This is a genomic window from Actinomadura madurae, assembly GCF_047130825.1.
In the GTDB taxonomy this organism is placed as follows: Bacteria; Actinomycetota; Actinomycetes; order Streptosporangiales; family Streptosporangiaceae; genus Spirillospora; species Spirillospora madurae.
The window spans coordinates 4,903,888-4,922,441 of sequence record NZ_CP083237.1 but is presented as its reverse complement, the minus strand read 5'-3'; the positions used below and the strand labels follow the sequence as shown (position 1 = coordinate 4,922,441).

18 protein-coding genes are annotated in these 18,554 nt (G+C 71.9%); 9 read left to right on the top strand and 9 right to left on the bottom strand.

Annotated features, from left to right (window positions below; translation table 11 throughout):
* Positions 1 to 56 precede the first annotated feature (56 nt).
* The gene (locus K8Z49_RS22225) at positions 57 to 539 is read right to left on the bottom strand and encodes a transposase (protein ID WP_075021405.1); all 483 of its coding nucleotides are present in this window, start codon (positions 537 to 539) and stop codon (positions 57 to 59) included.
* Between the two features lie 469 nt (positions 540 to 1,008).
* Here K8Z49_RS22225 and K8Z49_RS22220 point away from each other — a divergent pair, with 469 nt between their 5' ends.
* Positions 1,009 to 3,672, top strand: coding sequence for an ATP-binding protein (locus tag K8Z49_RS22220; RefSeq protein WP_412520599.1), 2,664 nt, complete (start codon positions 1,009 to 1,011; stop codon positions 3,670 to 3,672).
* Position 3,673: 1 nt separating this feature from the next.
* Here K8Z49_RS22220 and K8Z49_RS22215 read toward each other — a convergent pair whose 3' ends face one another.
* Positions 3,674 to 4,462: a hypothetical protein gene (locus K8Z49_RS22215; protein ID WP_412520597.1), complete on the bottom strand. Its 789-nt coding sequence runs from the start codon at positions 4,460 to 4,462 to the stop codon at positions 3,674 to 3,676.
* Positions 4,463 to 4,562: 100 nt separating this feature from the next.
* Positions 4,563 to 6,077: a hypothetical protein gene (locus K8Z49_RS22210; RefSeq protein ID WP_412520595.1), complete on the bottom strand. Its 1,515-nt coding sequence runs from the start codon at positions 6,075 to 6,077 to the stop codon at positions 4,563 to 4,565.
* Positions 6,078 to 6,433: 356 nt separating this feature from the next.
* On the opposite strand from K8Z49_RS22210, the gene K8Z49_RS22205 reads away from it, so the two are divergent.
* From K8Z49_RS22205 to K8Z49_RS22190, 4 genes are all read left to right on the top strand, one after another.
* Entirely contained in the window at positions 6,434 to 7,684 is a 1,251-nt protein-coding gene (locus K8Z49_RS22205; protein WP_111830296.1) for a Mur ligase family protein, read from the top strand.
* Positions 7,674 to 8,393 (top strand): type 1 glutamine amidotransferase, encoded by a 720-nt coding sequence (locus K8Z49_RS22200; RefSeq protein ID WP_021594544.1) that lies wholly within the window; start codon positions 7,674 to 7,676, stop codon positions 8,391 to 8,393. The genes K8Z49_RS22205 and K8Z49_RS22200 overlap by 11 nt, the downstream gene beginning before the upstream one ends.
* Before the next feature lie 57 nt (positions 8,394 to 8,450).
* A complete protein-coding gene (locus K8Z49_RS22195; protein ID WP_412520592.1) occupies positions 8,451 to 9,881 on the top strand; it encodes a metallophosphoesterase in 1,431 nt (476 codons plus the stop codon).
* A gap of 177 nt (positions 9,882 to 10,058) precedes the next feature.
* Complete coding sequence (locus K8Z49_RS22190) at positions 10,059 to 10,352, top strand: aminotransferase class IV (RefSeq protein ID WP_412520590.1); 294 nt, start codon at positions 10,059 to 10,061, stop codon at positions 10,350 to 10,352.
* Positions 10,353 to 10,354: 2 nt separating this feature from the next.
* Here K8Z49_RS22190 and K8Z49_RS22185 read toward each other — a convergent pair whose 3' ends face one another.
* The 3 genes from K8Z49_RS22185 to K8Z49_RS22175 all read right to left on the bottom strand — a co-directional run bounded on the left by K8Z49_RS22185 (position 10,355) and on the right by K8Z49_RS22175 (position 12,093).
* Positions 10,355 to 10,636 carry a hypothetical protein gene (locus K8Z49_RS22185; protein ID WP_081842682.1) on the bottom strand — a complete coding sequence of 94 codons (282 nt, stop codon included), beginning with the start codon at positions 10,634 to 10,636 and terminating at the stop codon, positions 10,355 to 10,357.
* A 117-nt stretch (positions 10,637 to 10,753) separates the two neighbouring features.
* The gene (locus tag K8Z49_RS22180; RefSeq protein ID WP_412520588.1) at positions 10,754 to 11,410 is read right to left on the bottom strand and encodes an SDR family oxidoreductase; all 657 of its coding nucleotides are present in this window, start codon (positions 11,408 to 11,410) and stop codon (positions 10,754 to 10,756) included.
* A gap of 86 nt (positions 11,411 to 11,496) precedes the next feature.
* Positions 11,497 to 12,093 (bottom strand): TetR/AcrR family transcriptional regulator, encoded by a 597-nt coding sequence (locus K8Z49_RS22175; RefSeq protein ID WP_075021398.1) that lies wholly within the window; start codon positions 12,091 to 12,093, stop codon positions 11,497 to 11,499.
* Between the two features lie 116 nt (positions 12,094 to 12,209).
* Here K8Z49_RS22175 and K8Z49_RS22170 point away from each other — a divergent pair, with 116 nt between their 5' ends.
* A complete protein-coding gene (locus K8Z49_RS22170) occupies positions 12,210 to 13,112 on the top strand; it encodes an NAD(P)-dependent oxidoreductase (RefSeq protein WP_412520585.1) in 903 nt (300 codons plus the stop codon).
* Between the two features lie 180 nt (positions 13,113 to 13,292).
* Here K8Z49_RS22170 and K8Z49_RS22165 read toward each other — a convergent pair whose 3' ends face one another.
* Positions 13,293 to 13,955 carry a PadR family transcriptional regulator gene (locus K8Z49_RS22165; RefSeq protein WP_412520583.1) on the bottom strand — a complete coding sequence of 221 codons (663 nt, stop codon included), beginning with the start codon at positions 13,953 to 13,955 and terminating at the stop codon, positions 13,293 to 13,295.
* A 90-nt stretch (positions 13,956 to 14,045) separates the two neighbouring features.
* Between K8Z49_RS22165 and K8Z49_RS22160 the strand changes: the two genes are divergently transcribed.
* The gene (locus K8Z49_RS22160) at positions 14,046 to 14,507 is read left to right on the top strand and encodes a cupin domain-containing protein (protein WP_075021396.1); all 462 of its coding nucleotides are present in this window, start codon (positions 14,046 to 14,048) and stop codon (positions 14,505 to 14,507) included.
* A 109-nt stretch (positions 14,508 to 14,616) separates the two neighbouring features.
* On the opposite strand, the gene K8Z49_RS22155 is transcribed toward K8Z49_RS22160, so the two are convergent.
* On the bottom strand, positions 14,617 to 15,114 hold the full coding sequence (locus K8Z49_RS22155; RefSeq protein WP_412520581.1) for an N-acetyltransferase family protein: 498 nt from the start codon (positions 15,112 to 15,114) through the stop codon (positions 14,617 to 14,619).
* Positions 15,111 to 16,094 carry an RNA polymerase sigma factor SigJ gene (gene sigJ, locus K8Z49_RS22150; protein ID WP_111830291.1) on the bottom strand — a complete coding sequence of 328 codons (984 nt, stop codon included), beginning with the start codon at positions 16,092 to 16,094 and terminating at the stop codon, positions 15,111 to 15,113. The genes K8Z49_RS22155 and sigJ overlap by 4 nt, the downstream gene beginning before the upstream one ends.
* Before the next feature lie 158 nt (positions 16,095 to 16,252).
* On the opposite strand from sigJ, the gene K8Z49_RS22145 reads away from it, so the two are divergent.
* Both K8Z49_RS22145 and K8Z49_RS22140 read left to right on the top strand, forming a co-directional pair.
* Entirely contained in the window at positions 16,253 to 16,882 is a 630-nt protein-coding gene (locus K8Z49_RS22145; protein ID WP_075021393.1) for an LUD domain-containing protein, read from the top strand.
* A 175-nt stretch (positions 16,883 to 17,057) separates the two neighbouring features.
* A complete protein-coding gene (locus K8Z49_RS22140; RefSeq protein ID WP_412520578.1) occupies positions 17,058 to 18,530 on the top strand; it encodes an alpha/beta fold hydrolase in 1,473 nt (490 codons plus the stop codon).
* Positions 18,531 to 18,554: the final 24 nt, after the last annotated feature.

The following is an 18,554-nucleotide window of genomic DNA, read 5'->3' as shown; positions in this document are numbered from 1 at the left end:
TCTGGCCATACCGGGATTGAAGGCGGGGACGGGCGTAGTGCCAGGAAGGTTCGGGTCTAGCCCGGGCCGGAGGTGTTGCGGATCATTCGGCCCAGGACCTTGAGTGCGGCGACGTAGTCGGCGTCGTCGATGCCCTCGTGGATCCGTGCGGTGATCTCCGGCGCCAGTTGCTTGATGGCTCGTCGGCCCTCCTCGCCTTCGGGGGTGATCCACAGGCGGCCGTCGTCGTCGCGCCGGAGCCAGCCGCGGGCGAGGAGTGCCTCGGCCTCGGCTTCCAGATCGTCCTCGGGGCGGAGGTAGGTGCGCATCGCGTGGGCCAGTTCGGGGATCGTCATGCCCTGGCCGTCGGGCGAGATGTCGTGGGGGGAGAGGTTGCGCAGCAGCCAGAACTGCGGCTGGGTGGAGCCGTGCCGTGCCTGCTCCGCGCGGATGAAGCCGATCACCGACTCGTAGGCGACGCCGGTCCAGTAGGCGGCGGGCTGGCGGGCAAGCTCCTCATCGCTCATCTGGTCGATGCTCGGGATCTCGGTCGTGGTCATCAGGCGTGTCTCCTCACCAGTGGGACCACATCACGCTAGAACCTCGACTTTTGTTGAGGTCAAGTGCTCCTTTCCGGGGCATGGTCGGCTTCTTAGGTCTTCCTGGGTGGGCATTGGCTTGGGGGGCTGTGGGCGTCAGGATGCTGGGGTGGGGTTGTCTTCTGGGTCGTTGCCGCCGTTTCCTCGGGTGCCGGGTGCTCTGGGTGGGGGGTCGGTGGTGTTGCCGGGGCCCTGGTATCGGATTCAGGCTGTGCCGGCGCCTCAGCGAGGGGCCTCGGCCGAGTGGGACTTCGTGAGTGTGCTGCCTGCGGCCTTGTCGGCGGCTCGGCTGGGGCGGCCGTTCGTGGTGGGGTGGTTGTCGGCGGGGAGTGGGGCGCCGCTTCAGCTGATCACTAGCGCGGGGCCCATCGGGACGCCGGAGGCCGGGGCCGAGACGCATGGGTTGCTGTTCCCGAGTGGGGCGCGTGGGGTGCCCATCGGGGACGGATGGTTGCGGCAGGCCGAGCGGATGACGTGGACGCGGTGTCCCGGGCGGCTGGCACCGCCGGGGGGTGGCGTCGAGGGCGGGCCCGGGCTGTTCGAGGCGACGCTCGTCACGTTGATGGAGCGGCCGTTCGGGTGGTTCGTGGTGGCCGATCCGTGTGACGAGCGGTTGATCGATACCGAGATGCGCGAGTTGCACCACGAGCTGCGGATGCTGCGGCGGGGTGAGGACGAGCACGCGCGGCTGGCGGTGGCCAGGGCTGATCAGCGGCTGGCGGAGTTGGACGCGTTCCGCGAGGCCGGGCTCTGGCAGGTGCGCGTCCTCGCGGGGGCCGCGTCGCAGGACGAGCTGGGGCAGATCGCGCCCGTGCTGGTCGGGTCGATGGAGCTCGGGCATCATCCGTACCGGCTCAGGTCGGGGCAGGGGAGCGGGACGTTCGCGGAGATGCTGAGCCCCGGGGCGGCGCCCGCGCCGGTTCGTCCCGCGGCGGAGGAGCAGCGGTTCCCGTTCGTCGCGACGGCGGGGGCGCTGGCGGCGCTGGCCGGGCTGCCGCGGCGGGAGGTCCCCGGGCTGCGGGTGCTGGACGCCGGGTACTTCGACGTCACGTCCGAGACCACCCCGCAGGGCGGCGAGCCGCAGATCGAGCTGGGCGCCATCCTGGACGGGCAGGACCGGGAGGTCGGACGGTTCACCGTGCCCCGGTCGACCATCAACCGGCACGTGTTCGTGACGGGCGCGACGGGCGCGGGCAAGTCGCAGACCGTCCGGCATCTGCTGGAGCAGCTGACCAGGGCGGGCGTCCCGTGGCTGGCGATCGAGCCGGCGAAGTCGGAGTACGCGGCGATGGCGGGCCGGATCCGGGACCTCGGCGGGCCGGTGACCGTGGTCAACCCGTCCGACCCGGGTGCCGTGCCGCTGTCGGTGAACCCGCTGGCGCCCGAGCCCGGCTATCCCGTCCAGGCGCACATCGACATGGTGCGGGCGCTGTTCCAGGCCGCGTTCGACGCCGAGGAGCCGTTCCCGCAGATCATGGCGCAGGCGCTCCAGCGCGTCTACGAGAACAACGGGTGGGACGTGGTGACGGGCGCGGGCGTGCCCGGGTCGCTGATCGAGCCGGCGGTCCCAACGCTGGAGCAGCTGCAGAACGCGGCGCTCCAGGTCATCCAGGACGTCGGGTACGGGCGCGAGCTGATGGCCGACGTGCAGGGGTTCGTCGACGTGCGGTTGAGGTCGCTGCGCATCGGGTCGGCGGGACGGTTCTTCGAGGGCGGTCACCCGGCCGACATCGGCGGCATGCTGCGCGACAACATCGTCCTCGCCATCGAGGACGTCGCGAACGACGAGGACAAGGCGTTCCTCATGGGGACGCTCATCATCCGCATCGTCGAGCACCTGCGGATGCGCGAGCGCAGGCGCGACCGCGCGGCCGGGCCGGCGCTGCGGCATGTGATCGTCATCGAGGAGGCGCACCGGCTGCTGCGCAACCGCGGCCCGGAGCGCGGCAGCTCGCACGCGGTGGAGCTGTTCGCCGGGATGCTCGCGGAGATCCGCGCGTACGGCGAGGGCATCATCGTGGCGGAGCAGATCCCGACCAAGCTCGTCCCGGACGTGATCAAGAACACGGCGCTGAAGGTCGTGCACCGGCTGCCCGCCTACGACGACCGGCACCAGGTCGGCGCGGCGATGAACCTGGACGGCGACCAGTCCCGCGAGGTGGTGTCGCTACGGCCTGGCGTCGCCGCGGTGTTCGCGGACGGCATGGACCGACCCCTGCGCGTGCGCGTCCCGCTGGGCGAGGGACGCGAGGCCGAACTGCCGGGCCCGCCCCCGCCGGTCGACGGGCGACGCTCGGCGGCCTGCGGCTGCGAGTGCCGGTCGGGCCGCGCCTGCACCCTGTGGGAGCTCCGCGAGGCCGACCTGATCGCGGGCCACGCGGACTGGGCGTGGCTGCGGCTGTGGGCCGACACGCTCGTCCTCGCGCATGTCGTGAACCGTCCGATGCCGGCCGTTCCGCCCGAACTCGGGCGCGCCTGGTCGCGCCTCGCGCCGAGGCTCCGCGAGTGCGCGCTCGCGACCGTCCTGGAACGGGCGGTGACGCGCCGGTCCCGGTCGCTGCGGACCGCCTACCCGCCGTCCGACCTGACGGCCGCCGCCGCCGAGGTCGCGCAACGCCTGCTGGGCGGCGGCGCATCCGGTGCCGCCCCCGGCCCGCAATGGCTGATCCCGCAGGTCAAATGGCTGCACGAGCTGGACCGCCTCTTCCCCTACGGTGGCGCCGTCCCCGACAAGCACGCTCTCGCGCCGCCCCTCGACTACCCGCTGCCCGGCCTCAAGCAGCCGCCGGACGCGAAACTGGGCCACCGCCTGCGCGCCCTGCGCCGCCATCCGCTGTCGATGGAGCTGGAACGCAACCGTCCGATCGCCCTGACGGCCCTCTACGGCGACGACGACCAGTCGGGCTTCTTCCAGGACCTCGCCGTCGTCGCGATCGGGTTCGACGAGGACGACCAGATCGACCACGTGGCCGAGACGATGCGCGTCACCGGATGGCTGGAGCCGGTGCTGAGCTGGTTCGACCGTTTCGTCACGCCCTTCGAGGACCCCTCGAAGGGGCTGCCGTTCCTCGACCCGCCCCGCGAGGACGGCTGACTCAGATGTCGGACTCGGTGCGGGCGGGAAGGCCGGCCTTCTCCGCGACCGGCGCCCAGTAGCCGATGAACTCGGTCTTGGCGTCGCTGGCGCGCCGGTTGATGTCCGACACCTCGCCCTCGGACGGGCAGCCGGGCGCGACGTCCAGGTAGCGCTGGTTCGACTCGGTCGACGCCTCCAGCGCCCGGACGAGCGCGTCCTTCAGCTGCTCGCCGCTGTCGAGCGCGTTCACCTGCAGATTGCGCGCCTCGTCCAGCTGCCCCTGGCGCGCGTTGAGGATGCGCTGCAGACCGCCCCTCGAGCAGCCGCCGACCACCACCGTGCCGAGGTCGGAGCGGGTGGAGCCCATCTCGTCCAGAAGCGTGTCCACGGCCTTGGCCTGCGCGTCGAAGTCGCCCTCGGTGCTCCCGGTCTCGGACGGGGCGCTCTGGCTCTGCTGGGCGGACGGCTCGGACGCGGCCGGAGGCGTCGTCTCGGACCCGCTCGGCCAGAACACGATGGCCAGCGCCAGCCCGATCAGCAGGACGACCCCCGCCGCGCCCAGGAAGTACGGAAGCCTGCTGCGCTTCGGCGGCGCCGGCGGCTGCCAGATCGCGGGCTCCGCCCACGGTTCGGGCGAGAGATGGGTCGTCCGCTCCTCCGACGGCGGCATCGGGGTGGTGTGGTCGGCCTGCGCGCCCCACTGCAGCGTCCAGGGCGGCGGCACCGGCACGCCGCCGCCTTGCGGGTCGCGTACCGTCGCGTCCCCGCCGCCGGACGGCGGAAGCGGCGCGTTGCAGCGCGTGCACATGGGCGACCCTGACGAGGTGTCGGTCCCGCAGTTTGGACACCGCATGACGGCCCCCTGCCCCGTGAGTACGAACGGTCCGACAATACTGCGCTACGGGCCGTTATACGCGCTTCCAGCTACGCTGCGGCTGGCCCGTCTTCTTCGCGACCGGGTTCCACAGGACGACGAACTGCTTCTTCGCCGTCGTCGCGCGCTGCTCGATGGCCGCGCGTCCGGGAACCCGCGCCGCGCTCGGACGCGGCTTGCCCTTGCAGCGCGGCTGGTTCGCCTGCGCCCACCGCAGCAGCACCTGGTCGACCTGGAGCGACGCCGTCAGGGCCTGCGACAGGGAGGTGCGCAGCCGCTCGCCGTTGGCCAGCTTGTCGACTTTGAGGGCCTTGGTGCGGTTCAGCTGGTTCGTCCGGCGCTGCGCGACCGTCTGGAACCCCTGGATCGCCTGCGGCAGCGTCTTGCACTTGCCGGCCCGGCCGAGCGCCCCGGCGAGGACCCGGCGCGTGTCGACGCTGTCGTTCAAGATCTTGTTCAGCACCGCGGCCTGCTGCCTGGTCTCCGCCGGGATCGCGTTCTTCTGGGCGACCTGCGTCTGGGACGCGGCCGGAGACGGGTTCGTGCCCGCCGAGGGGTCGTCGCCGCCGGACGGCCACGCGACGAACGCCACCGCGCCGACCGCGACCGTGACCAGCGCGGCGACGGCGGCGACGAGCGGCTTGCTCGTCCCGCCCTTGCCCTGGCCCGGCTGCAGAGGGCCGGGCTGCATCTGGCCCGGCGGGAAGCCGCCGTAACCCGGGCCGCCCGGCCCCATCGGCTGCACCCCCGGACCCATCGCCCCCATGGGCATGGGTGAGCCCGGGTCCATCCGCGTCTGGTCCATGCCGCCGCCGAAGCCCGGGTCGCCGAAGCCCGGGTCGCCGAAGCCCTGGCCCGGGCCGGGCATGCCGGGGTTCATGGGCGCGGGGGCGAGCTGCGTCGCGTCGGCGTCCAGCATCGTCTGCGGCGCGCCCGCGGGTTGCTGCTGCCCCCACACCTGCGTCGCCTCGGCCTCCGGCGCCTCGGGCTTGCGGGGCTGCGCGAACCACGACTCCGGGACGATCGACTGCGCGCCGCTCGGCTGCTCGTCGACGCCGAAGGCGCCGGCCGGCGCGCCCCCGGGCGGCGGCTCGCTCGCGGGCTGCTCGTTCGCCCACGCGGGCGGAGGCGGCGGGGTGCTGAACCCGCCGGACTCGTCGTAGTCGTTCGGGTCGAACGTCCAGGCCGCGGTGTCCTCGGGATCGGCGGCCGGCAGCGGGGACGCGGCGGCCGGCGTCGGCCCCGTCGGCTCCACCGACAGCTGGAGCGGCGGCTGGGCGGGAGGCTCCGGCGACGTCTGCTGCGGCGAGGCGCCCCCCAACGGCACGGCCGGATCGGGCGCCGACGACGAGGCCCAGGACGGCGTGGGTGGCGGCACCATCATCGTCCGGTCGCCGAGCGCGTCGGCGCCGCCGGCCGGCGGCGCCTCCGCGACCGGTGCGCCCAGCGGAACGGCGGGCCCGACCGAGTACACGTCGATCGGCGCCGCGCAGTGCGAACACTTCCCGAGCGTCCCAGGCGTGTCATTCCCGCACGTCGGACACTGCATCGCTCAGACCTCGCCTTTTAGCCGCTTGCCCACGCTTGCGCTCCAGGCCCGCCGGCCGGGGCGGGCACCGCCTCCCCGCGTACCAGCAGGGCTCCCGACAAAAGTAGTGGGTGACGCCGTTCTCGGACGCGTGGTTGGGAATCTGGCACACCGCAGTCGGAGGTCGCACCGAATCACGACATGTCGGTATCGGTCAAGAAACTCATCACTGGTTTACCTGGAATCCTGTGATGCTGCTCACATCGCGTCCGCACGGCACCGGGGACGTCCGCGAACCCCGCCGCCACGCCGCGAGCGGCGCGCTCAGCGGCTAGGCTCGGAGCGGTTTCCCGGCGCATCCAGAGAAGACGGAGTCCATGAGCGATCTTCCGCTGCGTTCGCAGCTGGCCGTCGCGCTCGGTCGTACGGCCGCCAAGATGTCCCGTATGGCGGGCCGCGGGGACGGCTCGGTGATCGGCGGAAAGGTCGGTCTCCGGCTCGACCCCGAACTGCTGACCAGGCTCGCCAAGGACCGCAAGCTCGTCCTCGTCAGCGCCACCAACGGCAAGACGACGACGACCCGGCTGATCACCTCGGCGATGACGCCGCTGGGGGAGGTCGCCACCAACGCGTTCGGCGCGAACATGCCGACCGGGCACGTGTCCGCGCTCGCGTCCGCGCCGTCCGCCCGCTACGGCGTGCTGGAGTGTGACGAGAAATACGTCCCGATGGTCCTGAAGGAGACCGGGGCGAACGTCGTCGCGCTGATGAACCTGAGCCGCGACCAGATGGACCGCGCCGCCGAGATCTGGCTGCTGGCCGGCAAGTGGCGGCGCGCGCTGGAGGCGTCCCCGACCAGCCACGTCATCGCCAACTGCGACGACCCGCTGGTCACCTGGGGCGCGTCCACCGCCAAGAGCGTCACGTGGGTCGCCGCGGGCCAGCACTGGCGCGAGGACTCGTGGTGCTGTCCCGAGTGCGGCGGCCCCCTCGACCGGCAGGACACCGACGAGGACAGCGACTGGCGCTGCCGGCAGTGCCACTTCGCCCGTCCCCGCCCCGACTGGGCGCTGAAGGGCGACCTGGTCACGGGGCCGGACGGCCGGACGTACTCGCTCACCGGGCTGTCCCTGCCGGGCCGCGCGAACCGGTCGAACGCCCTGATCGCGCTGGCCGTGGTCGCGCAGTTCGGCGTCGCGCCCGAGCAGGCGCTGCCGCTGCTGTCGCAGGTCACGTCGGTCGCCGGCCGCTACACGACGGTCGAGCACGAGGGCCGCTCGATCCGGCTGCTGCTGTCGAAGAACCCGGCCGGGTGGCTGGAGGCGTTCGACGTCCTGCAGCCCGTGCCCGGCCCGGTCGCCCTGTCGATCAACGCGCAGGGGCCCGACGGGCGCGACACGTCCTGGCTGTGGGACGTCGACTACCGCATCCTGCGGGGGCGTCCCGTGTGGGTGACCGGCGAGCGCCGCATCGACCTCGCCGCCCGGCTGGAGGCCGCGGAGGTGTCGTTCACGATCGTGGACGACATCGACCAGGCGGTCATGGCCGTCCCGCCGGGCCACCTGGACGTGATCGCCAACTACACCGCCTTCCAGAGCATCCGAACGAGGTACGGCCGTGTCGTCTAACGCTTCCGACCGGGTCAAGATCGTCTGGATCTACCCGGACCTGCTCAGCACCTACGGCGACCAGGGCAACACGATCGTCCTGGAACGCCGGGCGGCGCTGCGCGGCATCCCGACCGAGACCGTGAGCCTGCGGTCGGACGAGCCCGTCCCCGCCGACGGCGACATCTACCTGCTCGGCGGCGGCGAGGACCGTCCGCAGATCCTCGCCGCGCAGCGCCTGCGCGGTGACGGCGGGCTGGCGCGGGCCGTCCAGTCCGGGGCGGTGGTGTTCGCCGTGTGCGCCGGATACCAGCTTCTCGGGCACGAGTTCGGCGGCGAGGAGGGGCAGCCCGTGCAGGGCCTCGGCCTCCTCGACATCCGCTCGGGACGCGGCGAGCAGCGCGCCGTCGGCGAGATCGTCGGGGACGTCGCGGGCGAGCTGAACGTCCCGCGCATCACCGGGTTCGAGAACCACCAGGGCGTCACGCAGCTCGGGCCGAACGCCCGGCCGTTCGCGAAGGTCCTGCACGGCGTCGGCAACGGCGACGGGTTCGAGGGCGCTTACAGCGGGCGCGTGCTCGGCACGTACATGCACGGGCCGGCGCTCGTCCGCAACCCGGGCCTGGCCGACCTGCTGCTCCGCTGGGCCGTCGGCCGCGACCTCCCGCCGCTGGACGCGTCCTGGGCCGAGCGGCTCCGCGAGGAGCGCCTCAACGCCGTCACGGTCTGACCGGGACCGCCTCTTTGGGTCTGGTGCGGGGGCCGGGCCGGTGCGACGGTAGCGATCATGATCTGCTGCCGTCCGAGCCGCCGGGCCCTGCTGCGCTGGAGCGCCGTCGTCGCGGGCGCCTCCCTCCTGCCCGACACCGCCTGGGCGGCGGGCGGCGTCCGGCCGGTGAACCTGGAGCTGGTCACCGTCACCGAGACGACGGCCGTCCTCACCTGGTACACGGGCGTCCCGGGGACGGACGACGGCCTTGGCCGCATGCGGCCCGCCCCGTCCGACGCTGAGGTGCTGTACGGGACGCACCCGTCCCGCCTGACGCGGACCGCCCACGGCGCGCCGGGCACCCCGTACCACTACGTCGAGCTGACCGACCTGGAGCCGGGCCGGACGTACTACTACAAGGCCCGTTCTGAAGGGCGTGCGGCGACGCCGACCTGGCTGGCGGCGGGCCAGGCGGCCGGTACACCGCACGGGGACGTGTTCTCCTTCACGACCCCGCAGCCGCCGCCGGGCCGCCACCTGTTCTCCGTCGCCCTCTGCAACGACCTCCACCTGGGCGAGACGGTCGCCGGGCTGGTCGGCCGGCTGCCGTGGATCAAGGGCATCGAGCAGGTCCCCGGCCATCCGCCGTATCCGGAGGTGATGGCCAGGGCCCTGATGGCGGACGCCCGCAGCCGGGGCGCCGACTACCTCCTCGCCGCCGGGGACGTGTCGAGCGAGGCGGCCCCGGCCGACCTCGCGAGCGCCAAGAGCATCCTCGACACGTTCGGCGCGCTGGGCGGCGACTATCTGATCGCCCGCGGCAACCACGACCGGGCCCACGCTGGTGGGGCATACAGCGCGTGCAGTCCCGGCGAGCACCAGGGGAACGACTGCTTCAAGGACGCGTTCTTCCCGTCCGGCCGGACCTATTTCTCCCACGACCTCCAAGGCCTTCGCGTCATCGGCCTGGACACCTACGACAAGCCCGGTGACGGCGGCGACTCGGGCGGTCTTTCCGCGGCCCAGCACGCGTGGTTCGAAGCGGAGTTGAAGAAAGACCCCGACCGTCCCACCATCGTCTTCGGCCACCACCCGCTGTTCACCGAGAACGACCCGCTCGCCATAACCGGAACCCATTCCCTGGACGCGGGCCAATCTTTGAGAATCCTCGCCGCCTACAACCGGGCTCCCGGCGTCTTCCTCCACCATGCGGGCCACACGCACCGCAACCAGCGTTCGGTCTTCCCTCTCGCGCCCAGGGTCGTCCAGCAGGAGGTGGGGGCCGTCAAGGAATACCCGGGCGGTTTCACGCTGCTCCGCGTGCACTCAGGCGGTTACGCGCTCAACTTCTACAAGACGCGCAGTGACGAGGCGCGGGCGTGGAGCGAGCGCAGCCGGCAGGAACTGTCCGGGCAATGGCCGCAGCTGTCCTTGGGAAACCGTTCTATCGACCGGAACACGGTCGTCGCCCGAGACCTGTCCGGCCTTTCCGGGCGTAAAAGCCACTGACGCTTTCCCCGCGCCGCGTCCCACCTCGGCAGGCGTCCTACACTTCGTGATCGGCACACCGGCATCATCACCCCGCTGACGGAGAGTCGGACATGCGCATCGAGGTCAACGGGCGGCCGGCGACCGCCGAGGCTCTCGCCCACCCGGCCCCTGGTCAACTACGGCCACTTCACCGCCATGCAGGTACGGGGGCCCGTGCCGCACATCAGGCACGTCGGCGGCTTCGGCCAGATCCACTTCGGACTCCAGGCCCAGCCCGCCGGCTTCGACGACGCGCTCCTCGTCCTGCGGTCCGGGCGCGTCGCCGAAGGCGGCATCACCAACATCGGCTTCTTCCGGGACGGCGGCGTCGTCACCAACTCACTGGGAATCGCGCCGGTCACCCGCATCGGCGACGTGACCTACCCGGTGAGCGACCTGATGGCCTCGGTGGACAAGGCGTACGCGTCCGTCCCCTGGGACCGGATCTGATCTCACTGCAGGGCGGAGAGGCCCTTCTCCAGGTCGTCCCGCGTCATCACCGGCTGGATCTCGATCTTCGCGCCCAGCTCCTGGAAGAGCGGCTCGGCGATGACCGGCAGCGTCGAGCTGTCCTGCATGTCGAACACGAAGGTGCAGGCCCGGCCGCCCTCGCTGGGACCGAAGTAGGCCGCCTCCGGCTGGAGCTGCTCCATCATCGCCTTCAAGATCTCGGGCAGCCGGCCCTTCCTGAGCGTCTCGTTCGAGACCTGGGTGTCCATCTGCGCTCTCAGCATGACTCGCATAGCGGTGCCCCCTACCGCACCGGAGCCGGCGCGACCCCCGTCCACGCTCCCTGCGACCCGGTGCTGTCCTGGTCAATCTCCCGCGGTGCCCGGGGCAAACCTCCGGCCTCAGCCGTCGTAGGGCACGTGCGGCGTCCAGTCGCCGTCCGGGCGGCCGACGGCCCGCCACATGGCGTCGGCGATCGGGGGCGGGGAGAACGGCCCCTCCTTGGCGAGCACGCCGTTGATCTGCACCGCGACCGCGCGGATGCCGTCGGGCGCCAGGGTGGCGTCGAGGCTGGTGACGAGGTTCCGCACCGCGGCCTTCTGGACGCCGAGCGACGCGGCGATGTGCGACGGGTGGTCCGCCGCCGCCGATCCGGTGACCAGCACGCGGGCGCCGGCCCGCATGAACGGCCGCGCGGCCTGGACGGCGGGGAGCAGCGCGCCGGCCCCGAACGCCACGTCCTCCAGGAGTTCGGCGACGCTGAGGTGCAGCGGGTCCTTCTCCCGCCACGCGCTGGGGTTGAAGTGCAGGACGTCGATCCGGCCGTGGCGCTCGCCCGTCCCGCCGATCACGTTGCCGACGTCGACGGGATCGGTCAGGTTCACCCCGGCGCCCTCGGCCTCGTGCCCCTCGTCCCGGAGGGTCGAGGCCAGGGAGTCGGCATGGTCGGCCGCGTGGGTGGTCAGCACCGCGGCATGCCCCTCGCGGGCGAAACGGCGGGCGACGGACAGCCCCAGGCCGGGACCGGCACCGAGAACGACAAGGACAGGCTTGGTCATGCCGACGATTCTCCACCACGCAGAAGAACGACGGATGAGCGGCCTGCCCCCGGTCACGCGGCCCAAGGCCGGGCGCCATGCCGGAATCAGGGTTCTTTCCGGACGAACGAGTCCAGGTAGGGGGCGAGTTCTCTGGCGACGGTACGCAGCGGGCGGACGCTCTGCTCCGCCCTGGCCAGCAGGATGGCGCCCTCCAGAGAGCTGATCATGAGCGTCGCGAGGGCGGGGGCCTTCCCGGACGGAACGCCCATCGCGGTCAGTTCGCGGGCGACGGGCCGGCGCCAGGTGTCGAACGCGGCGGCCGCGGCGGCCCGGGTGGACGCCACCGACTCGGCGCAGTCGACGGTGGCCGCGGCGACGGGACAGCCGCGGTCGAAGCCGGTCCGTCCGAACTCCTCGGTCCACTGCCGCACCATCGCCGCGAAGAGCCTGCCCGGGGTGGGACGTCTCATGGCGGTCACGAACCGGGCGACACGTGCGCTCGCGTAGCGTCCGGCCCACTCCACGGCCTCGTTGACCAGTTGCTCCTTGCCGCCGGGAAAGTAGTGCTGGAGCGAACCGCGCGGTGCCCCGGCGTGGGCGGCGACGTCCCGCAGACCCGTGGCGGTGACGCCGTCGCGCCGGATGAGCTGCGCCGCGCTGAACACCATTCGCTCGCGCGGGTCCCGCTCACCGCTCGCCATGGCCGAGACTCCTAATGAATTCTCACTGGCTATTGCGTTGTCTACCTGCGTCATTATCATGACCAGTGTCATAACTCGCAAGGCCGTCCCGCCGGGGAGCGGCCCGAGGAGGGGCGATGGTGGACATGGACGCCGGCTTCATCGGCCTCGGCGTCATGGGACGGCCCATGGCGCTCAACCTCGCCCGCGCCGGAACCCGCCTCGTCGTCTGGAACCGCACCGCCGCCAAGAGCGAGAACCTGCGCGCGGCCGGCGCGGCGGTGGCGGAAAGACCGTCCGAGGTGTTCCGCCGGACGAGCACGGTGCTCCTCATGCTGGCCGACGGCCCCGCCATCGATGCCGCCTTGGGACGCGGAACCCCTTCCTTCGCCGAGAACGTCAGGGGGCATGTCGTCGTCCACATGGGAACGACGTCCCCCGGGTATTCGCAGGGGCTGGAAGCCGACATCCGGGCCGCGGGCGGCCGCTACGTCGAGGCTCCGGTGTCCGGCTCACGCGGTCCCGCCGAGGCCGGCGAGCTGGTCGCGCTGCTGGCCGGCGAACCGTCGGCGGTGGACGCCGTCCGGCCGCTGCTGCGCCCGATGTGCCGCGAGGCGTTCGCCTGCGGGCCGGTCCCCCAGGCGCTGCTGACGAAGCTGTCGGTCAATCTGTTCCTGATCACCATGGTCACCGGGCTGGCCGAGGCGTTCCACTTCGCCGATCGGCACGGCCTCGACCGGCGGCGCCTGCTGGACGTCCTCGACGCCGGCCCGATGGCGAGCACCGTGTCGCGCGCCAAGGGCCGCAAGCTCGTGGAGCGCGACTTCACCGTCCAGGCGTCCATCGCGAACGTCCTGGACAACAACCGCCTGATCGCCGAGGCCGCCCGCTCCGCCCAGGTCGCCTCGCCCCTGCTGGACGCCTGCCACGCCCTCTACGGCGAAACCCTCAAGCTGGGAGACGGCCGGTCCGACATGGCCGCGGTGGTCAAGGCCCTGGAGGCCCGAACCGGCATGCCGATAGCGTCCACCCACCCGTAGGGCCTCGAAGAAGGCGCCGTCGGCTGGCGGTTCCGTGGGGGTTATTGTTCGGGCGCGCCCAGAAGATGTATCGGACCAGGGCTCGCCGGGGGTGAGCTTGTGTGGCCGGTCGGCGTGCGGGGCGTTAGGAGAACATTCTCGGCCCTCGGCGGGGCAGCGCTCGGGGCGGCTTCGGAGGGGTTAGCGGGTGCTCCGCTCGGTGCCGTCGTCGCTGGTCGCGGCGTCGGGTGGGTTGGCGGCGGTGGTGAAGATCTCGCGGGCCTGGGTGGCCCAGGTTTGGGCTGGGGACGTGGTGTCGTCCCACTCTTCGATCTGCTTCAGTGCCCACTCGGACCAGGCGGTCATCTGGTCGAGGTAGGCGGTCATGAACTGCATTCCCAGGGCGTTGACGTGGGCGCGGTGGGGGTACTCGCCGCCCGTTTCGAGGATGCCGCCGGCCATCTCGGCGAAGTGGGCGCGGCGTGCGGCGGCGTCGGCGGCGACGGCCCGGAGTGACCTGCGGAGCTGGTCGATGTCGCCTTGATCGGCGAACAGGACGCGCAGCATGCCCTCGAACTCCATGGCGGGCGGTGCCGGCTCGGTGCCGAGCCAGCGGGCGAGGGCCTCCCGCCCGGCGGGGGTGATGGAGTAGGTGGTGCGGCGCCGCCGTCCGACCAGATCCTGGACCGCCTCGGCGTATCCGGCGGCGACCAGGCGCTTCGGCTCGTCGTAGAGCTTGCGTTCCGCCCTGGGCCAGATGTAGCCGACGGTGCGCTGCATCTGCTTGGTCAGCTCGTAGGTGGTGTGGTCGCGCAGCGCGAGCAGCCCGAGGATCGCGTACGAGGTCGTCGTCAGTTCTGCCACGCCGGCTCCTTGACATACTGCCTTTGGCGGGATCACGCTCGGACGGAGGGTTTACTGCAGAGGGCAGTATATGAGGGGGGCCGTACCGCCATGACGCACGGGGCCACCGCCCGCACGGGCGAGACGATCTGGATGCTCAACAGCTGGATGAGGTACGTCGCGACCGGCGAGGACACCGGGGGCGGGCTCGCGGTCCTCGAACAGCGCCTCACCCCGGCCGGTGAACCGCCCCCGCACGTGCACGCGAACGAGGACGAGGCCTTCTACGTCCTCGATGGGCACCTGGGAGCCACCCTCGGCGATGACACGGCCGTCAGCGCCGGGCCGGGCGAGATGATGTTCCTACCCCGGGGGATCCCCCACAGCGTGCATGTGCAGACCGATGAGGTCCGCTGCCTGGTGCTGGTCACCCCGGCCGGGTTCGAGCGCTTCTTCGCCGCCATCGGCGAGCCCGCCCCGACCGACGACATCCCCGAGCCGACCACCCCTGACGTGGCGGCAGTCGCCGCCGAAGCGGCTCGCTACGGCGTCACCCTCCTCCCTCCCGCCTGAGTTGGACGCTGCGGTCGGGGCTGGGCAGCCGATGGACGGCGTCCGTGGTTCGCGTTCGGTTCCGAGTACTTCCGCGTGATTCGTCCAGTCAGAAGGCGTCGTGGGGTGGTCAGCAGGAGCGCTCGTACTCGACCTGCTGGATGGGAATGCCGTCGCCGTAGTCGAAGCCGCGCGTGGCGCCGGATTCGGTGAAGCCGCATTTGGTGTAGAAGCGGCGGGATTGTGCGGTGTCGCGGAGCGTCCACAGGTGGACGTGGGTGAACCCGTCGTCGTGGAGGCGGCGCAGCGTCCCCGTCATCAGTGCCGCGGCGACGCCCTTGCCCCAGCCGTCGGGGTGGCAGTAGAAGCCGAAGATCTCTGGGAGGCCTGGCTGGGTCGGGGACGGCCGCGAGAAGGACAGGGCCAGGGGACGGCCGTCCAGTTCGGCGAGCAGGATCGTCCCGGCGCCCTCCGCGATCCGGTCGTGCCATCTTGTGCGCCTGCTCTCGACGGCTCGCGCGGCGAACTCCGGTTGGAAGAAGGGGGCGTGGGACGCCTCCCACGACACGGCGTGGATCTCGCCGAGCGCGTCACCGTCCTCTGGGCGGGCGTGACGTATCTCGATCATCCGATCACCGTACACACCGTGCTCGGCACGGCCGCTCGGTAAATTCCTGTCGTCCAGTGCCGGAGTTTCTCGGGGTTGCGCACCACCCAGATGTGTTTGATCCGATCGCCTGCGACCTCGAAAGCGAACACCGTGACGGTGACGCCGTCTTGCTGGGCCTCCAGGCCGGGCTGGCCGTTGACCGTGCACTCCAGGAAGGTCATGTCGCCTTGCCTCCGGTGGGCGAGTTCGGCCCAGGCGTGTGCGACCTCCTCCCTGCCTTCGATGGGGTGCAGGAAAGCGGTGGCGAGGCCGCCTCCGTCGGCGGTCGCCGTGGCGTCGGGGTCGAGCAGGCCGATGAGGGCGTCGATGTCCTTGGCCTCCCACGCCCGCTTGAAGTCCCGGACGACTCCGGCGCGCGGGGCCGCCGGAGTCGCGGAGGGCCGCGCGGCCCGGATGCGGCGGCGGGCCGAGGAGGCCAGCTGGCGGCAGGCCGCCGGGGTGCGGCCGACGATCTCGGCGACTTCGGCGAACGGGTGGCAGAAGACGTCGTGCAGGATGAACGCGACGCGCTGGGCCGGGGTCATCGATTCGAGCACGACCAGGAAGGCCATGCCGACCGACTCGTCCAGGGTGACCCGGTCGGCCGGGTCGGCGGTCGCGCCGCCCGGCCGCCCGTCGATCCACTCCGTGCGCCCGGGGAGCGGCTCGGGGAGCCATTCGCCCACGTAGGTCTCGCGCCGGGCCCGTGCCGAGCCGAGCAGGTTGAGGCAGATGCGGCTGGTGACCGTCGTCAGCCAGGCGCCGGGCGACTCGATGGCGTCCTGCTGCCGCCGGGACATGCCGTACCAGCGGGCGAACGTCTCCTGGACGGCGTCCTCGGCCTCGGACAGCGACCCGAGCAGGCGGTACGCGAGGCCGATCAGCCGGCGCCGCTCGCTCATGATCGCGTCCAGGCCCGGATCGTGCCGGTCCCGCCCCGGCCCGGATCGGGTGGTCATGGTGCAGACGGCTCCCTTGGTCGCGACTTCCCTCACAAGTTCGACAAGCCGGCGCCCCGGAATGTGAGGCCGGCGAGCCGCCTCACATTCCGGACGGCTGCGTTGTCGAACCGCTGAGACGGACGCATCGTCCAGCGAGCAGGAGGCTCAGAGACATCATGACCACCCGTATCCCGGAAATGTCGTTCACCGAACCGGCGTCCGTGCAGCGCCTCGCTCGGGCGGCGGCCGCGCTCACCGCACACGGTTTCACCGTCGAGCTCCTCGATGACGCCGCCGCCGCGCGCACCCGCGTCCGAGAGCTGATACCGGACGGCGCCAGCGTGTTCACCGGGGCCAGCGAGACCCTCCGCCTGTCCGGCATCGATGAGGACATCAACGCCGGCGGGCGGTACAAGGCCGTCAAGCCGCGCGTTCTGGCCATGGACCGCGCGACCCGGATGGACGAGATCCGGCGCATGCTCGCCGTCCCCGACGTCGCCGTGGGCAGCGTCGCCGCCGTCACCGAGACCGGCTCCGTCGTGGTCGCGTCCGGAAGCGGAAGCCAGATACCCGGCTACGCCGGCGGCGCCGCCCGCGCGATCTGGATCGTCGGGGCGCAGAAGGTGGTGCCCGACCTGGAGACCGCACTGCGCCGCGTCGAAGACCACTGCCTTCCGCTGGAGAGCGCCCGCACCCAGGCGGTCCACGGGTGGCCCAGCGCCGTCAACCGCCTCCTCATCCTCAACGCGGAACCGTCCCCGGGGCGCGGGACCGTTCTCTTGCTCCGCGAAGCGATCGGCTTCTGACCCCCGCAGCGGCCTTGGGGGAAACGGTGGGGAAACCGCCGGGGGTGCATAACGGACCGTGAGGCCACGGGGCTCGGCACTGCCGGAATGGGGTCCCGGGCGACCCGTGAGGAAGGGAACCGGAGTAGTGAGTCCTGCGAAGAGCGGGCCCTTTGCGGTCCTTGGGACGTTGCTGGTGGGCCTTTTCGCGATCGGGGCACCGGCCGTCGTGCCGCGCGCCGAGGCCGTCCAGGCGAAGCCGCAGGCCATTGAATGGCAGACGTGCCCGCAATACACCGACGAGGAACTGCGGGCTCAGGGCGTCCGAGATAACGAACTGGCGGAATACAGGCGTCTTCTAGGACGGCTGGAATGCGGCACGCTCAGCGTCCCGCAGAACTATGCCGACCCGCGCGGAGAGCAGATCAGCATCGGTGTGACCAGGTTGAAGGCCACCGATCAGGCGCATCGCCTGGGCAGCCTGGCGCTCAACCCGGGGGGTCCGGGCGGCAGCGGTTACCTGATGCCCATCGAGGTCGTCAGGAAAGGCGCGGAGCTGGACCGGCGGTACGACCTGATCGGATTCGATCCGCGAGGCGTGGGCCACAGCACGAAGGTCGTCTGCCCTGTAGGGGAAGGCCGCCCGCAGCCAGGGCCGGTGACCGAGAAAGAGGCCCGGAAGCTCTACGACGACATGGTCAAGCGGACCCGGGAATGCGCCCGATCGGACCCCGCCTTCCTCAGCCGGCTCACGACCGCGAACGTGGCGCGTGACGTCGACCGGATCCGCGCCGCGCTGGACGAACCGAAGATCAGCTTCTACGGGGTCTCCTGGGGGACCGGGCTGGGCGTCGTCCTGCGGAGCCTCTTCCCCGGCAAGGTCGGCCGGATGTGGCTGGACAGCGTGATGCACCCCGACTTCTGGTCGGACGCCATCTCGGAGGACCGTCCCGAAGCCGCCGCCCGCGACTTCCAGCGGATGGCGGCCTGGATCGCCGAGCGGAACGCCGTCTACGGGCTCGGGACGTCCCGGCGCCAGGTGGTGGCCACGCTGGAGAGGATGCGCCGGTCCTACGACGCCGACCCGCTGACCTTCACCGACATCGATCTCACCGTCGACGGTCACCTGATCTCCCAGGCGGCGGGGTCCGCGAGCCCCATGTGGCCGAGAGTCGCCCAGGTCTTCGCGGAGCTGCTGGACGCCGAAGGCCCGACCGCGCCGCCGGCGGTCAAGGAGATGTTCGGCGGCGGTCCGCCGGGCGGCAAGGACGTGACCGCGGGCCTGGCGATCCACTGCAACGAGGACCCGTCGGCCACCTCCTTCGAGGCAGGCTGGCGCGCCTACCAGGAGCGCTTGAAGCGCTACCCGGTGACCGCCCAGGCCACGCCCTTCCTGCCCAAGTGCGCGGGGTGGCCGTTCCGCACGGAGAAGCCGCGCCTGCGGCCCGTCGGCGGCTCGCTGATGCTCTCGGCCCACCGCCATGAGAGCGCCACCCCGTACGCGTGGGCGCCACGCATGCAGGCGGCCGTCGGCGGCACCTTGGCGACCATCGACGACGACGTGCACGGCTCCGCCCTCCGGGTCCCCGGCTGCGCCGCCAAGATCGTCGCCTACTTCGAAACCGGCCGCCGCACCACCACCTGCCCCGGCGTCCCAACACCGACCTGACCGCATTCCGCGCCCCGGCGCCGT

Bases quoted from the DNA above. Each gene is read 5' to 3' on its own strand.
- K8Z49_RS22195 (WP_412520592.1), top strand. From the start codon at position 8,451: ATGATCTGCTGCCGTCCGAGCCGCCGGGCCCTGCTGCGCTGGAGCGCC.
- K8Z49_RS22190 (WP_412520590.1), top strand. From the start codon at position 10,059: ATGCAGGTACGGGGGCCCGTGCCGCACATCAGGCACGTCGGCGGCTTC.
- K8Z49_RS22215 (WP_412520597.1), bottom strand. From the start codon at position 4,462: ATGTGCACGCGCTGCAACGCGCCGCTTCCGCCGTCCGGCGGCGGGGAC.
- K8Z49_RS22145 (WP_075021393.1), top strand. From the start codon at position 16,253: ATGACCACCCGTATCCCGGAAATGTCGTTCACCGAACCGGCGTCCGTG.
- K8Z49_RS22225 (WP_075021405.1), bottom strand. From the start codon at position 539: ATGACCACGACCGAGATCCCGAGCATCGACCAGATGAGCGATGAGGAG.
- K8Z49_RS22170 (WP_412520585.1), top strand. From the start codon at position 12,210: ATGGTGGACATGGACGCCGGCTTCATCGGCCTCGGCGTCATGGGACGG.
- K8Z49_RS22155 (WP_412520581.1), bottom strand. From the start codon at position 15,114: ATGATCGAGATACGTCACGCCCGCCCAGAGGACGGTGACGCGCTCGGC.
- sigJ (WP_111830291.1), bottom strand. From the start codon at position 16,094: ATGACCACCCGATCCGGGCCGGGGCGGGACCGGCACGATCCGGGCCTG.
- K8Z49_RS22160 (WP_075021396.1), top strand. From the start codon at position 14,046: ATGACGCACGGGGCCACCGCCCGCACGGGCGAGACGATCTGGATGCTC.
- K8Z49_RS22210 (WP_412520595.1), bottom strand. From the start codon at position 6,077: ATGCAGTGTCCGACGTGCGGGAATGACACGCCTGGGACGCTCGGGAAG.
- K8Z49_RS22180 (WP_412520588.1), bottom strand. From the start codon at position 11,410: ATGACCAAGCCTGTCCTTGTCGTTCTCGGTGCCGGTCCCGGCCTGGGG.
- K8Z49_RS22185 (WP_081842682.1), bottom strand. From the start codon at position 10,636: ATGCTGAGAGCGCAGATGGACACCCAGGTCTCGAACGAGACGCTCAGG.
- K8Z49_RS22205 (WP_111830296.1), top strand. From the start codon at position 6,434: ATGAGCGATCTTCCGCTGCGTTCGCAGCTGGCCGTCGCGCTCGGTCGT.
- K8Z49_RS22175 (WP_075021398.1), bottom strand. From the start codon at position 12,093: ATGGCGAGCGGTGAGCGGGACCCGCGCGAGCGAATGGTGTTCAGCGCG.